The organism is Photorhabdus stackebrandtii (genome assembly GCF_011189495.1).
Taxonomy (GTDB): Bacteria; Pseudomonadota; Gammaproteobacteria; order Enterobacterales; family Enterobacteriaceae; genus Photorhabdus; species Photorhabdus khanii.
The window spans coordinates 268,307-282,743 of sequence record NZ_PUJV01000003.1; the positions used below are offsets into that span (position 1 = coordinate 268,307).

Here is a 14,437-nt window from a genome sequence, read left to right on the forward strand (position 1 = left end):
ACTTTTCCAACTCTATTTATTGCTGGTAATCACTTGTGCGTTTACCAGCAATTTAGTATCTGTTGTCGTCCGTAAATTGATAAATAAGAATATTTTACCTGACTATAACCTTAATTAAACAGGAAATTTAAAATGAAAGCTGACGATATATACTCCAATGCCTTTAACTTTGGATCTTATATTAATACAGGCGTCGATCCCAGAACAGGTCAGTATAGTGCAAATATCAATATTATCACGTTAAGACCAAATAATGTAGGTAATCTGGAGCAAGCACTGAGTCTATCATTTTCACCATTAACGACTTTAAATAGTGGGTTCGGTATTGGCTGGAGATTTTCATTAACGACATTGGATGTGAAAACATTAACATTTAGAAGAGCAAATGGGGAGCAATTTAAATGTAAACCACTTCCACCTAATGGTTATGATATCAGCTTTAAAGATAAAAAATTAAAAGATCTGCGTGTACATAAATTCGATAGCAATATTTTCTATGTTTATAATAAGAATGGTGTTATAGAGATACTTAAACGAATTGGGTCAAGTGACATTGCGAAAACCACCGCAATTGAATTTCCTGACGGTGAAGCATTTGATTTTATTTATAATTCAAGAATTGAATTATCCGAAATAAAATATCGTGCAACTGGGAAAACCTATCTTAAACTCAATTACGATGGAGTTAATTGTACCTCAGTTGAATACCCTGATGATAATAATGTCATTGCAAGAATATCGTTTGATTATCGGAATGATTATTTGATTACCGTAACAGTGCCTTATGATGCTTCAGGCCCTATTGATTCTGCAAGATTTAAAATGACCTATAAAACATTGCAGGGTCTATTTCCAGTTATAGATACTTTCCGTACACCAACCGGTTATATTGAACTGGTGAGTTATAAAGATAATGGGCATAAAGTGACAGATACCGAATATATTCCTTATGCTGCTGCATTGACTATCCAACCTGGCAATGGGCAACCGGCAATTAGAAAATCCTATGAATACAGCTCGGTACATAATTTTTTGGGATACTCTTCTGGTCGGACAAGCATTGATTCCAGTCAAGATAATTTATATTTGGTCACTGGGATATATAATTATTCATCAATTGAACGTGTTTTAGATGGCACAAAAGTAGTTTCATCAACGGAAAGAGTGTTTAATAAATTCCATTTGATGACCAAGGAAGCAAAAACCCAGGACAATAAAAGAATTACAACAGAAATTAAATATAATGAAGATCTGTCGAAAAGTTTCTCTGAACAACCAGAAAATTTACAGCAACCATCACGGGTGGTGACACATTATACTGACCTACAGGCAAATGCTTCACGGGAAGAGGTGGTCAATATTGTCACTGATGATTGGGGTAATACTTTACGTGTTACTGAAAAAAGTGGGATACAGAAAGAATATGTTTATTATCCTGTCAACGGGGACGGAAATAATTGCCCTGCGGATCCATTGGGTTTTTCCCGGTTTTTAAAATCAGTTACGCAAAAAGGATCACCTGATGCCTCGCAGAAAGTAGTAGATAAAGTGACTCGTTACACATACAAGAAGTTGCCAACTTTCACCGGTGCTTATATTAAAGAATATATCTGCAAGGCTTCAGAAACAGTTGATAGCAAAATAGCACGAACCTTTACTTATGTTAATTCACCTGCGAATAAGACGCATGGTCTGTTGGAGAAAATATCTTCTGTACTGAATAATCAGTCAACGGTAACGGCATTTAAATATGAATATTCAACAAACACCATTACCACAACCGCAACGGTAACGGGTTTTGATGGCGTAAAAATGCAATCGAAAAATGTGACTTCTATTTATACACAGCGGCAACTTCGTGAGGTTGATGTTAATCATGTCATTACGGACAAATCCTATGATCTTTTAGGTCGCATTACTGAACAAATTATCGATCCGGGCACGACAAAAGAAATTAACCGTAGTTATGCTTATCAATACCCCGGTGGTGATGAAAATAGTTTCTGGCCGGTGATGATAGAGACTGATTCTCAAGGTGTCAGACGTAAAACCCATTATGACGGCATGGGGCGCATTTGTTCGCTTGAAGAACAGGATGATGACGGTACCTGGGGGACATCGGGAATTTATCAGGGTACATATCGCCAAGTAGTTGCCAGACAATATGATGCTTTGGGGCAGTTGGCTAAAGAAACCACAAATGATTGGTTATGGGATTTAACTTCTAATCCTCTGACCCGCCTGACTGCGCCTTTGGTCACAACGAAAACGTATCAATATGATGGCTGGGGGAACCGTTACAGTACTGAGTACAGCGATGGCCGGATAGAACTGGAAATTTATAATCCTGTTGCAAGGACAATTATGCAGGGAGTGAAAGGACAGGGAATGTTAAATATTCAGCAAAATAACTTTGACCAGCCGGGTTCTATCAATGTTGTGTATCCGGATAGCACAATATACAGTTCTCGTATCTATCATTATGATGGATTCGGCCGCAATGTGACCGAAACCGATACGGAAGGCCATACCACACATATAGCGTACGATGTGTTTGATCGTGCGGTGAAAAAAACGCTTCCGGATGGGACCGTATTAGAATCTGTCTTTGCCGGTTTTAGCCATGAAGAGTTAATCTCTGCACTGCATGTTAATGGCACACAGTTAGGTGCGATAACCTATGATGGCCTTGGGCGTGTAGTAAACGATACGGTTGGTGGCCGTAAATCAGAATATGTATATGGGCCTCAAGGCGATAAACCTATTCAATCCATCACGCCTTCACATTCCAAGCAAAATATAGATTATCTGTACCATCTTGGCAGTGTCATGTCCAAATTTGCGACAGAAACAAGTCAGCAAAATTTTCGTTACCACGCAAAAACGGGGGCTTTATTATCTGCATCAGACACTGCGTCTCAGAGCAGTTACAGTTATTTTCCGTCTGGTGTATTACAACGGGAATCGTTGTCGCAGGGTAATCAACCGATTTCATCAGGTGATTATCTTTACACGATGTCTGGCTTGATTCAGCGTCATAAAGATAGTTTTGGTCATGATCATGTTTATAGTTACGATGCTCAGGGGAAATTAGCGAAAACGCAGCAAGGTCCACAAGATGCGACATTTGAATATGATCAGGTTGGGCGATTGGTGACCACCACTACAACGGACACGACGTCATTATCCCAATTAGTCACAAAACTTGAATACGATGTTTTTGGTCGAGAGATAAAACGTACACTAGTCAGTGATTTTGCAATACAAGTTATTACGTTGAGTTATACCAAGAATAATCAAATCAACCAACGTATCACTTCGGTAGATGGGGTGGTGATGAAAAATGAACGCTATCAATATGATAGTAACCAGCGTTTAAGTCAGTACCAATGTGAGGGAGAACAATCACCAGTTGATCATACGGGTCGTGTGTTGAATCAACAAATTTACCATTATGACCAATGGGGAAATATCAAGCAGCTCGATAATACATACCGGGATGGCAAGGAGACAATCAATTATCATTTCAGTAAGGTCGATCCGACCCAACTTATTCGCATTACCAGCGATAGGCATCAGATAGAGCTAAGTTATGATGCTAACGGTAACCTGATACGAGATGAAAAAGGTCAGACTCTCATTTACGACCAGAATAATCGCCTGTCACAAGTCAAAGACAGTAAAGGTAACCTGATATGCAGCTACCAGTATGATGCGCTGAATAAGTTGACAACACAGATCTTAGCGAACGGTACGGTCAATCGTCAGCACTATGCTTCAGGTAAAGTGACTAATGCTCAATTGGGTGATGAAGCGATTACCTGGCTGAGTAGTGATCAACAACGGCTTGGTCACCAGAGCACCGTAAAAGGTCAATCAAGTTATTATCAATATGGTAATGACCGCAATAACACCGTTGTGGCGAGTCAGAACGAAAGAGAATTGACGTCTTTATCCTATACACCTTACGGTTTCAGGAGCTTAATTTCTTCGTTACCCGGTTTGGGCGGAGCACAGATCGATCCGGTTACAGGATGGTATTTTTTAGGTAATGGGTATCGTGTTTTCAATCCAGTTTTAATGAGATTTCACAGCCCGGATAGCTGGAGTCCTTTTGGTCGGGGAGGGGTTAATCCTTATACTTATTGCCAGGGCGATCCGATAAACCGAATTGATTTAAATGGTCATCTGAGTGCGGGAGGGATATTAGGCATTATATTAGGTGCAATTGGTATCGTTGTCGGAATTGTGTCACTGGGGGCTGGAGTGGCAATAAGTGCGGGTCTCATTGCTGGAGGGGGTGCTCTGGGTGCTATTGCTTCTACCAGCACGCTTGCAATCACTGCGACCGTCATTGAGCTAGCCGCCAGTACAATAGGAATTGCGTCGACTGCATTATCGGAAAAAGATCCGAAAACATCTGGAATATTAAATTGGGTTAATTTGGGGTTAAGTGTTTTGAGCTTTGGTATCAGTGCCATAAACTTTACCACTTCGCTAGTAAACTCGGTACGGAACGGTACTAAAGCAATCAGTGCGGGGGTTATCGGGTCAGTACCTATTGAATTGGGTGAAATTGCCAGCCGTTCCAGCAGACACTGGGATATCGCTTTATCGACGGTATCATTTGGGGCCAATGCTCTGTCGCTTTCTACCGAAATAGCCGCTTCTGCTGTTGCAGACAGTAATGCTAATGCAGCTAATATCCTGGGATGGGTATCTGTAGGTTTTAGCGCTGTGTCGACGACTACGGGGATAATTGAGCTTACGCGTACAGCTTATGCGGTAAATCATCAAACTTGGGAATTCAGTTCATCAACAGGTACTTCTGAAGGAAGTGAAGCCTATACTTTATCGCGTCTTACCCAACTGGAGCCGGAAGCTGTGAATGTTCATCCGTCCATTCGGGCCGTTGAAGTGAATCAGGCGTTTCGCAATAGTGCCGGAAATATTTTTAGTCAATCGTCCATTGAAACCCGTAATGTGCTGCGAGGGCGTTTGACGATATAAGGATTCTGCGAGCTAACTGTTAAGCCTTACGGAAAATAAAAATCACTATTGGGCGACGCATGCGTCGCCTTTGTATGGCACTTGACCTTGTTAAAAGATAGGGAAAAGGATATCAAGAATGATAAAATATGTGATATATATTGCATTTTTATATCAACTTAATACCTCTAATTCTTTAGTTTTTAGGTTTATAATTTTAGTTTTAATAAATTATTATCTCATTATTCAACTACAATAAATTTTTTTTAAATCATATTTTTGAGTTTGTTTTTTTTATCCGGCTCCTGTTTTAATTGATGTGTTCCAAAGTGTATTTTTGCCTGTCATATAAAAAAGCGCTGATATAATTCTTCCTTGCTATTCTATCATTCTAACCTATTCTTTTTTTTATCTACCGCTCTATTTATCCCTTCGCTATCATCAAAAGGCGGAATCTCATATGAACGCTTATATTAAGTATGTTAAAAAATTTAATGAGGTTTGTGAGCATTATCAGATACATAAGATAAGAGAAGATGAACAGACTTACGATCCGGTTAATTCACCTGTGATTATGCCTGCTAAATTAATAAAAGAGGCTTTTGATCCTGAATTGTTTTCTGATGATGTCTTGTTTTCACTATTTAACATTTTGAAAAAAGAGATGATGGCTTCTCAGGAATCTTTATTTCGGGTGTATATAGAGGGTCGATTAAGTGCGGAACACATTGATCCTATCCTTTATACCGATCCTCATGAAAACGAGACGTTTGAGAACTGGATATCGCGAACGACTGGGGGTGAACGGTTCTGTGTTATTGTCAATGATACTGAACGTTGGTCTGATTATATTTCTCAAGCAGTTTCTTCAATTTTTGCTCCTTTGCGAAAAATTCTTGGAGAAAGAAATACCTTAATAGGAACTTGTCTGTTTATTGGTAACTATGGATACACACCGTTTGGTGTCCATCTTGATGATCCTTATAGCTCAGTGGTGCATTTTCATCTTGGGCCTAATGCCAAAGAAATGTCTCTGTTCAATAAGGATATTTTTGAAAAAATAGAGGGAATAAGATATCGGTTTGATATGGAGAAACTACGGCCCTATGCCGATAATTGGACAATAGAAGCCGGCGATATGTTTATTCTTCCACCACATCATTATCATATTGGAAATACACCACAATATTCAGTTGGAATGGGAATTGTAGTGAATAGAGAAACAGAAGATCGTTTGGAGAACATGATCATTAAAAATAGTATTACCCAGTTAATCGCTGAAAAAAGCATTGATAATCTTATTGCTGAAGCAGAAGAAAAAAATATCTCTCTGTCAGACTGGCTACGTGATTCACGTGATAGCTATTTTACGACTCTACATGAAAAAAATGGGTTGCCAAAAGCAAGAAAGTGTAAACCTTTACATTTTGATGAACAGAGTACAGAAGAAATTTTAAAATTAGAACAGTTGGAAAAGATAATCTCTAAGACGATGGAGAGTCATGGTGGGGATTTTTGGTCAGTAGGTGAGGTTTTAAATAAGTTATCACGTGATAATATTATTGAGATACTGAATGATCTGTTAGAAAAGAAAGAAATTACTGATAAATATGAACTTCTCTCTGAGGATAGTATTTATATTCACCGACAGAAAAATTTTAATTTACTTATTCGCTTTATTGGTAAAACGAATAATGAGAAATTGTACGTCAATGAGTTCGATACTTTTATCATCAATCCATCACAAGAAGCAATACAAATTCCTTATTATAAATGCAAAATTAATCATGATGATCCATTTATGCAACCAGAAGCATTGACTTCATTAGGCGTTTTCACTTTCGAGCCAAATCGGTTATATCGCTTTAATGCTTACGAGAATATTCTTGATTTCGGTTGTGATAATCATGATAGCTCTTTTTTACTCATTGCACATTCAGGTGCCAAAGGGTGGATCAGTTGGATTTACGATCGACTGAGCTTACAACCAATCGAAACTATTTGCACTAACTTAAGTGCGTCACGTATTCAGCTGTATGTCCGGCTATTGGGAGCGATGAAATATCATGGCGCAAGTGCTGCCCTGACGAAACTCGCAACGTCTGACTACGCCAATTTTGTTCGTTGGGAGGCCATAGAAAGTCTGGCGCAGATTGATAGTGCTGCATGTCTGGAATTGTTACACCAGATAGCCCGTGAAGATACCGATACGATGATGCGTGAAACGGCAAGAAATAGTTTACAGCTCAATGGATTTGATGTTGCAAGGGAGGATTAAACATGGCAATAAAATTGGCAGTTGAACCTGATGCGCAAATTACTTTGGCGGCTTTAATCGAATATCTGACCGATTCCGGCGTTATCGAGCGGTTGAGTGCATCCTGTTATAACCAGGATGATATGTTAAATACGGCATCTCACCTTAAAGCCTTCGCGCTTAATCGTCATGAAGTATTGCAACATGTGAGTAACGCCTTAGCGACTCCTGAAACTTTTCAGTATGCCAATAATGGACAATCACAAAGTTATGTTCTGTACACTTGCCCAGTTTTTGTGTTGCGCTTGATGGTCTGGATCCCTGTGGGATTTCAGGCACGGAGTATCCCTTTTTCCTACCGTTATGCCCATGATCATGCATTTGACCTGATGAGTGTTGGTTTCTTTGGCCCTGGATACCGTACCTCCCTATATGGTTTTGACTATGCTCCAATTGAGCAGAGCAACAGTGGGGAAACACCGCTCAGTTACGCAGGGGATATGTTTCTGGAGGAGGGGGATATTATTTATTATTACGCCAATAAGGACGTACACATCCAGCACGAACCTGCTTCGTTGTCAGCTTCTTTGAATCTCATTATTCCTAAAAGTGTTCCTTCCGCTCGTCAAACGATTTTTGAACTATCGGAATCGGAGGGGCGTATTGTTGGCAAACCAAAATTCAATAGCTTGCAACGGGTAATTTCGCAGCGTTCGATCTTCTCAGTCATGACATATCAGGGGAATCCACGTACACAAAAACTGCTGATCCATATTGCTAAAACTCACCAGGCAGAAGAAGCCAGAGCGATGGCGTGGGCTGCTATTCTTCGTCATCAGGCTTCACAACCGTTGATTGATAGTGCATTGGATGATAACAGCAACTATGTCCGTAATGCGATTCAGACAGTGTTGGCAACTTTGCAGGAGAAAAATGCATGACTCTTGAATTCACGCCTAAACCAGGTAAGCCATTGGCATTGCCTGAACTGGTTCAGCTTTTGAAGACCAGTAGTATGGTGGATAACGTTTCCTGTGGCCGTTACCAGCGGGAAGAGATAGAAATAGCCAGTCAATGGTTAGTAGATTTTGCGGCTAACAAGCAGGAAGTATTGGACATCATCTGTAACCAATTAGAATTTCCTAACCAATTTCAATCTGGAAACAATGTTCAGCCACCGACATTTATTCTATATAGCGACCAGAGATTTGCTATTCGCATGGTTCTATGGCTACCTCCTGGGCCTCAGTCCGCACCTGCGCCATTTTCCTGGTTAGAACCTCATGACCATAATTTTGATTTTTTGACAACTAACTTTTTTGGTGATGGTTATACTACACGTCTTTATGAGTATGACTATGACAGTGTTGATGGCGTTGAGGGTGAAGAAGTCGCTATGAATTACTTTGGCGAACAGATGTTATCCCCAGGCAAAGTCATATTTTTCTTTCGCAGTAAAGATATGCATATTCAATTTCCACCACCAAATTTATCCGTCTCTATCAATATCATCATTCAACCCAGAGGGCGTGGACAGCGCCAATATGAATTTGATCTGGATAGGGCAAATAATTCTGGCTTTCAGGTTGCATGGATTAAAAAAGGGCGGTTTGAACGATTCCGTGCACATAAGGCCTTATTTTCTGTTTTGATGAAAGAAGGCAATGAACGTAGCAGAGAACTCCTGCATAGAATTGCTAGCAACCATGCCCGTGAAGAGTTACGTTCTATCGCTTTTGTTTCCATGCTGAGTTTTTCTACTGATACACAACATCGTGATGAGGTATGTCGTCTTGCCATGTGTGATCCCAGTAGTTATGTCCGAGCACAGGCTCAGCAATGTATGTTAGCGCTGGCTTAGCGAGCGTTAATAGTACCGCGTCATTTCAGGCGCACACTTTGCTATCTAATATAAAAAAAGAGGTAAATCATATGGAAAACACAAATCTGGGCAATACTGAAACTGGTCAAATGGAAAATTCTCTCCGGCTAGCGACTTTTTCCCAACCTGTTAGTCTGGCTGGGGCAGTACCGCGCACCTTATCTGGTAGTGAAGCGGGCAGAGTACTTGGTTTTGGTTGTCGCTCTTGTACCGAATCATCAAAAAACGAATGATAAATAATTCTGTAGCTATTTGATGATAATATAAAGCTAAGCGGATTTCTCATCGGCAAATAATACCACCGGATGGGAGTCCGCTATTTTGTGTTATTAGGTGTAGTACCCCCTTCTTATGCCATAATTAAACGTAGGTTGCTAAAATTAAGGAGAGGAGATGTTGCATAATAAACGTGTGTTACTCACCGGTGCCAGTGGTTTGCTTGGTCGCGCAATTACTGAAATGCTGGCAAGCAATGGCTTTCGAATGGTGGTAACCGGCAGACGTGATAATCGACTTAAGATATTGTCCCAACAATATCAGGATAATCGCGAAATATATTCACTTTCGGGGGATATATGTCATGATAATTTCCGCCAGCAACTGATAGATTTCACCTGTGAAAAATTGGGTGGATTGGATGTCTTAATCAATAATGCCGGCACCTTTCATTTTGGCAATCTGATGGATCTGATGCCGAAAGAAATTGATCAGGTTATTACGACTAATGTCACCGCCTTAATTCATATGACATATCTGGCTTTGCCACATCTATTATCAAGTACACAGTCCTCCATTATTAATATTTGTTCTCTGGCCGGGAAAGCCAGCTTACCAGGGGCCAGTTGCTATGCGGCATCAAAATGGGCAGTCGTTGGGTTTACTGCAGCGTTACAGCAAGAACTATGGAAACAAGGCATACGTGTATGCGCAATTTCGCCAGGCCAGCTTGAAGAATTAGGAATTAAATTACCAGAAGATGTAGAAACTATCCCACTTTCTGCTGTCACTGATGCAATTGCTTTTATCCTTCAGCATCCAGCAGGTAGTTGCCCAGCAGAAATTGTTTTGCGGCCAATGGCTAGCCGTTAATCATAAGCAAAATATTACTTGTTCACTTTTATTCGCACATGGGGATAATCTTACTGTATATTATTTTAGAAATGTGGCAAACATGAAGCAATTTTGGCAAATAGTTAGCGGCAATCCGATTATGGTTGTATACTGTGAAAAAGAGATAATAAGTAAGGTGGGGCTATTGAACCAAGTAAATTAATTAAAAGATGAGGCGCTATTATGACTAATATTTATATAAATAAATATGCTCCAAATAGTATCGTTACGAAACTTCCATTGGCATCTGATAAAAAAATAGAAAAATGGCATGCGGAAAATTTGGATTTTCGCATTTGGACCCCAGGATTTATATGGTTTGATGGTCAAAGCATTTCAGAGTTTCGCAACTTATTTCGTTATCCAGGTATTACAAATCTTTATCTTGCATTCACGTTTAAAGCACAGTTTCTCACTCCACTAAGCTCTACAGTAGAAATGTCAAGGACGCAGCCAATTCAAGATTGGTCTTTCAATAACGGGACGTACATTGAGAATGGTTTTGATAATTTTGGCATATATTCCAGTGATACGGGGATTGGAGAATACAGCGTCAATTTCATTGATCCTTATTTTTATCTTATAAAGAATGGTGAATTGCGTTATAGTGATAAGAACTCCCTTTCTCCGAACCTTGCTCTGCGGGTGAAAAATAAGGTCAGTTCGCATTTTTTAGCAAATTTAGTTCCTACAGATTTTAAAGTTGTTATTAATTAGTTTCATACTATATTGAAACCCTCTCTCGGGTGGCTGACTTGAGTCAAGGGGTTTCGGGAGCAATGGAGCAGTAAACACCGTTAAACGGTCAATTTACATAGCCAAAAATTGGGTAGCCAACTGACATCGTGAATTGCTATTTTTAGCCAGCCTATCTACGATAGCCAAATAACCTTACTTATTTTGGCTATTTGTTAGGGATCACGGTTATATAATCACTGACAAAATCTATCAGCTTTCTATCACTTGTGATCAGTGGAATTTTGATATGCTTCGCCTGAGCGACAATTAACCGGTCAAACGGGTCTTTATGTAGTTTTTCAGGTAAATCGCTTACAACAAGCGTATGCTCGCTTTTTATGGGGATTTCAATCAAGCCAGCCTCAAACAACCCGTCCCTGAACTGTTCGGGATCGACAGAAAAATCAGCTTTGTTCAGATTGCGTTTAATGACCACTTCCCATATTGACGCCGCACTAAAACAAAGAGTTTTGTCAGTATCTTCAAGCAGATCAACAATATCGCCTTTCAGTTTTTGCGGTTCATATGCCATGAACAGCAAGATATTGGTATCTAACAGCAAATCCATTAAGAGTATTTTCCTTCAAACATATCAATAACTTCGATGCTGTTCATATCGTCAAAATTGGCGGGAATGCTACCTTTACCTTTGAGGAACCCCAGCTTGCGCTTCGGTTTATCTTCTCTGTATGCAATGACTTTAACCAGTGTATGACCATTCTTAGCGATCATCACTGGTTCACCAGTGCGAGCGACTTCCTGGACAATTTTGGACAGGTTAGTTTTCGCGTCGTAGATGTTAATCTTTTCCATAAAATGACCTCTTGTTATACACACTTTTAAGTATACCATTTTTGTTGGTCTGGTCAATTTGGTTAGACTAATTATTGATACTTACCATAGTCAGCCTCGGAGGGTGAGAACAAATAATTCAATCAGGAGTAACAGTTTAATTTTACTAGTTTTGGCTATTTAAATTGACCACTTAACGGCGTTTACTGTTCCGTTACGCCACAAACCCCAGTCAATACACCCAAAAGAGGACTCGCCTTATAAACTGGTTTCCTTAACTACCTCATTCTCCTTTTCTTTTTCCAGCATAATCCGCAATTCAAGCGTTGTTTTTGATTATTTTGTCTCAGAGAACTTAGCGAGCTTAATCCCCAAAAGCAGGGCGAAAAGGATAAGAATGGTAGTAAATAAAACAACCCCATTCCAACCCAATTGCAGCCAGAATATTCCGCCAAAAGTACCCGCTACACTTGAGCCGGCGTAATAACAAAAGAGATAAAGAGATGACGCCTGTGCTTTGGCCCGGCGAGCGCGACGGCCAACCCAACTGCTGGCGACAGCGTGTGCGGCAAAGAAACCGGAAGTAAGTATGATCATCCCAATCATAATCATCACAATAGAGGACAGCATAGTAATAAGAATACCAATTAGCATCATACTAATCGTTACTATCAGCATTTTTCCAAATCCATATTGACTTGTTAATCTACCCATTTTAGATGCGCTGTATGTACCGGCCAAATAGACAATGGATAACATACCAACAGTTGATTGACTAAAATGATAGGGGGAGTCCAATAAACGATAACTGATATAATTAAACACCGTAATAAAACTACCCATGAGCAAAAATGCTTCAAAAAATAATAACGGCAACCCTTTATCACGAAAATGTAATCTTAGATTGATCAATAAAGGTTTAGGTTTAAGGGAACTTGGCCGAAAATGACGGGATTCAGGTAACATACGACAAAACATAATTGCAGCAATTAAGGCAAATAAGCCTAATACGATGACAGAAACCCGCCATGAGAAGTGATCAGTTATCACTCCTGATATTAATCGTCCACTCATTCCACCAATAGCATTACCGCTGATATAAAGCCCCATTGATAAAGCAACAAAGTGAGGATGAATCTCCTCACTAAGATAAGTCATTGCAACAGCTGCTACGCCACTGAGGGATAAACCAACCAGAGTACGCACAATCAAAATGCCATGCCAATGAGTCATAAATGCACTGAGTAAAGTGAAAAATGCGGCGGCAGATAACGCGGTTACCATAACATTTTTACGGCCAATGGCATCAGACAGAGGACCGGTTATCAATAACCCCAATGCCAACATACCAGTCGAAAGCGATAAAGATAAACTGCTGGTGGCCGGAGAAACACCAAAATCTTCAGATAATATAGGTAAAATTGGTTGAACAAAGTAGAGCAGGGCAAATGTTGCTAATCCTACGGTAAAGAGTGACAACGTCACTCTGATATATAAAGGATCTGCCTTCTGAATATAATCTTTCTTATTTTGAATATCCTGGACAAGATTATTATCGGGAGTTGGGCTTTCGCTGATGCTACGGGTGGTGCTCACATGATTTCCTTACTTAACTCATAATAAGTAACTTGCGTTTTGATGTAGATCAAGCATATGAATTGCAAAATATTTTGTCTAATATATTAATAATTCATAATGATATGTATTAGATCTCAAAGGTGATTATGGCTATCGAATTACGGCACTTACGTTATTTTGTTGCAGTTGCAGAGGAATTACATTTTGGTCATGCAGCAGAACGGCTTAATATTTCACAGCCTCCATTAAGTCAACAAATTCAGTCACTTGAAAATAGTATAAACGCACAGTTATTAGAACGTAATAACCGAAATGTAAGTCTGACCCCGGCAGGTAACATGTTTCTGGAAGAGGCTTATCAGATTCTGGCTCAGGTTGATGCTGCAGCGACAAAAGCAGCAAGAATGCAGAAAGGAGAATTAGGTGAAATATCTATTGGTTTCACCTCCACAACACCTTTTATGCATAAAGTCACGTTGAGTTTACGGCAATTCCGCGAACGATACCCGGAGGTATCTATTCATATGCATCAAATGAATACCAAGCGTCAAATTGCTCCGTTGCTGACTGGACGGTTAGATATAGGGATAATGCGTAATACGCAATTACCGGATAATCTGGAGCATCGGCTATTATTTCGTGAATCTTTTATGCTTGCTGTTTATGATGGACACCCTTTATTAGAATATACCCAACAGGGGATAAAACTCGAAATGTTGGCGGGCTATCCGCTGGTATTTTTTGAGCGTGAAGTTGGAACTGCTTTGTATGATGAAATTATCACCTTACTTACTCAGGCGGGTGTGACACCGATGATTTCACAGGAAGCAGGAGAGGCAATGACTATTCTTGGCCTTGTCTCTGCCGGATTAGGAATCAGCGTCGTGACTGAATCTTTTACCCGTATGAAAGTTGATGGTGTTCAGTATATTCCATTAGCTGATAACCGATCTTTCTCTGAGGTTTGGTTAGTCAATCATAAAAGCCGACCAGTATCAGCCGCGGCAGATAGACTGACAAGACTACTCATATCTAATATCCTGAATGGGAAAAATGAGTAAGAATCAGCTAAATTTCGTGTTTAATATCAC

At 39.8% G+C, this 14,437-nt stretch carries 11 protein-coding genes; 8 read left to right on the forward strand and 3 right to left on the reverse strand.

Going from position 1 to position 14,437, the window contains the following annotated elements:
• The first annotated feature begins 132 nt into the window (after positions 1-132).
• The 7 genes from C5470_RS04380 (at position 133) to C5470_RS04410 (ending at position 10,955) form a co-directional block, all read left to right on the forward strand.
• Entirely contained in the window at positions 133-5,010 is a 4,878-nt protein-coding gene (locus C5470_RS04380) for an RHS repeat domain-containing protein (RefSeq protein ID WP_166286264.1), read from the forward strand.
• A gap of 439 nt (positions 5,011-5,449) precedes the next feature.
• Positions 5,450-7,267: a HEAT repeat domain-containing protein gene (locus tag C5470_RS04385; RefSeq protein WP_166286266.1), complete on the forward strand. Its 1,818-nt coding sequence runs from the start codon at positions 5,450-5,452 to the stop codon at positions 7,265-7,267.
• Positions 7,268-7,269: 2 nt separating this feature from the next.
• Positions 7,270-8,187 carry a hypothetical protein gene (locus tag C5470_RS04390; RefSeq protein ID WP_166286268.1) on the forward strand — a complete coding sequence of 306 codons (918 nt, stop codon included), beginning with the start codon at positions 7,270-7,272 and terminating at the stop codon, positions 8,185-8,187.
• A complete protein-coding gene (locus tag C5470_RS04395; protein WP_166286270.1) occupies positions 8,184-9,107 on the forward strand; it encodes a hypothetical protein in 924 nt (307 codons plus the stop codon). The genes C5470_RS04390 and C5470_RS04395 overlap by 4 nt, the downstream gene beginning before the upstream one ends.
• A 71-nt stretch (positions 9,108-9,178) precedes the next feature.
• Positions 9,179-9,361: a hypothetical protein gene (locus C5470_RS04400; protein ID WP_166285863.1), complete on the forward strand. Its 183-nt coding sequence runs from the start codon at positions 9,179-9,181 to the stop codon at positions 9,359-9,361.
• Between the two features lie 160 nt (positions 9,362-9,521).
• The gene (locus C5470_RS04405; protein ID WP_166286272.1) at positions 9,522-10,217 is read left to right on the forward strand and encodes an SDR family oxidoreductase; all 696 of its coding nucleotides are present in this window, start codon (positions 9,522-9,524) and stop codon (positions 10,215-10,217) included.
• 204 nt (positions 10,218-10,421) lie between these two features.
• Positions 10,422-10,955: a hypothetical protein gene (locus C5470_RS04410; RefSeq protein ID WP_166286274.1), complete on the forward strand. Its 534-nt coding sequence runs from the start codon at positions 10,422-10,424 to the stop codon at positions 10,953-10,955.
• Positions 10,956-11,142: 187 nt separating this feature from the next.
• Here C5470_RS04410 and C5470_RS04415 read toward each other — a convergent pair whose 3' ends face one another.
• From C5470_RS04415 to C5470_RS04425, 3 genes are all read right to left on the reverse strand, one after another.
• Complete coding sequence (locus C5470_RS04415; RefSeq protein WP_166286276.1) at positions 11,143-11,544, reverse strand: type II toxin-antitoxin system VapC family toxin; 402 nt, start codon at positions 11,542-11,544, stop codon at positions 11,143-11,145.
• Positions 11,544-11,789 (reverse strand): type II toxin-antitoxin system Phd/YefM family antitoxin, encoded by a 246-nt coding sequence (locus tag C5470_RS04420; RefSeq protein ID WP_166286278.1) that lies wholly within the window; start codon positions 11,787-11,789, stop codon positions 11,544-11,546. Before C5470_RS04420 ends, C5470_RS04415 begins: the two co-directional genes overlap by 1 nt.
• A 315-nt stretch (positions 11,790-12,104) precedes the next feature.
• Entirely contained in the window at positions 12,105-13,346 is a 1,242-nt protein-coding gene (locus C5470_RS04425) for an MFS transporter (RefSeq protein WP_339915928.1), read from the reverse strand.
• A gap of 146 nt (positions 13,347-13,492) precedes the next feature.
• On the opposite strand from C5470_RS04425, the gene C5470_RS04430 reads away from it, so the two are divergent.
• Positions 13,493-14,407: a LysR family transcriptional regulator gene (locus C5470_RS04430; RefSeq protein WP_166286282.1), complete on the forward strand. Its 915-nt coding sequence runs from the start codon at positions 13,493-13,495 to the stop codon at positions 14,405-14,407.
• Positions 14,408-14,437: the final 30 nt, after the last annotated feature.

What these genes read in the sequence shown, in the direction of transcription:
- C5470_RS04405 (WP_166286272.1), top strand. Translation starts at nt 9,522, where the DNA reads ATGTTGCATAATAAACGTGTGTTACTCACCGGTGCCAGTGGTTTGCTT.
- C5470_RS04400 (WP_166285863.1), top strand. Translation starts at nt 9,179, where the DNA reads ATGGAAAACACAAATCTGGGCAATACTGAAACTGGTCAAATGGAAAAT.
- C5470_RS04415 (WP_166286276.1), bottom strand. Translation starts at nt 11,544, where the DNA reads ATGGATTTGCTGTTAGATACCAATATCTTGCTGTTCATGGCATATGAA.
- C5470_RS04410 (WP_166286274.1), top strand. Translation starts at nt 10,422, where the DNA reads ATGACTAATATTTATATAAATAAATATGCTCCAAATAGTATCGTTACG.
- C5470_RS04420 (WP_166286278.1), bottom strand. Translation starts at nt 11,789, where the DNA reads ATGGAAAAGATTAACATCTACGACGCGAAAACTAACCTGTCCAAAATT.
- C5470_RS04380 (WP_166286264.1), top strand. Translation starts at nt 133, where the DNA reads ATGAAAGCTGACGATATATACTCCAATGCCTTTAACTTTGGATCTTAT.
- C5470_RS04385 (WP_166286266.1), top strand. Translation starts at nt 5,450, where the DNA reads ATGAACGCTTATATTAAGTATGTTAAAAAATTTAATGAGGTTTGTGAG.
- C5470_RS04390 (WP_166286268.1), top strand. Translation starts at nt 7,270, where the DNA reads ATGGCAATAAAATTGGCAGTTGAACCTGATGCGCAAATTACTTTGGCG.
- C5470_RS04430 (WP_166286282.1), top strand. Translation starts at nt 13,493, where the DNA reads ATGGCTATCGAATTACGGCACTTACGTTATTTTGTTGCAGTTGCAGAG.
- C5470_RS04395 (WP_166286270.1), top strand. Translation starts at nt 8,184, where the DNA reads ATGACTCTTGAATTCACGCCTAAACCAGGTAAGCCATTGGCATTGCCT.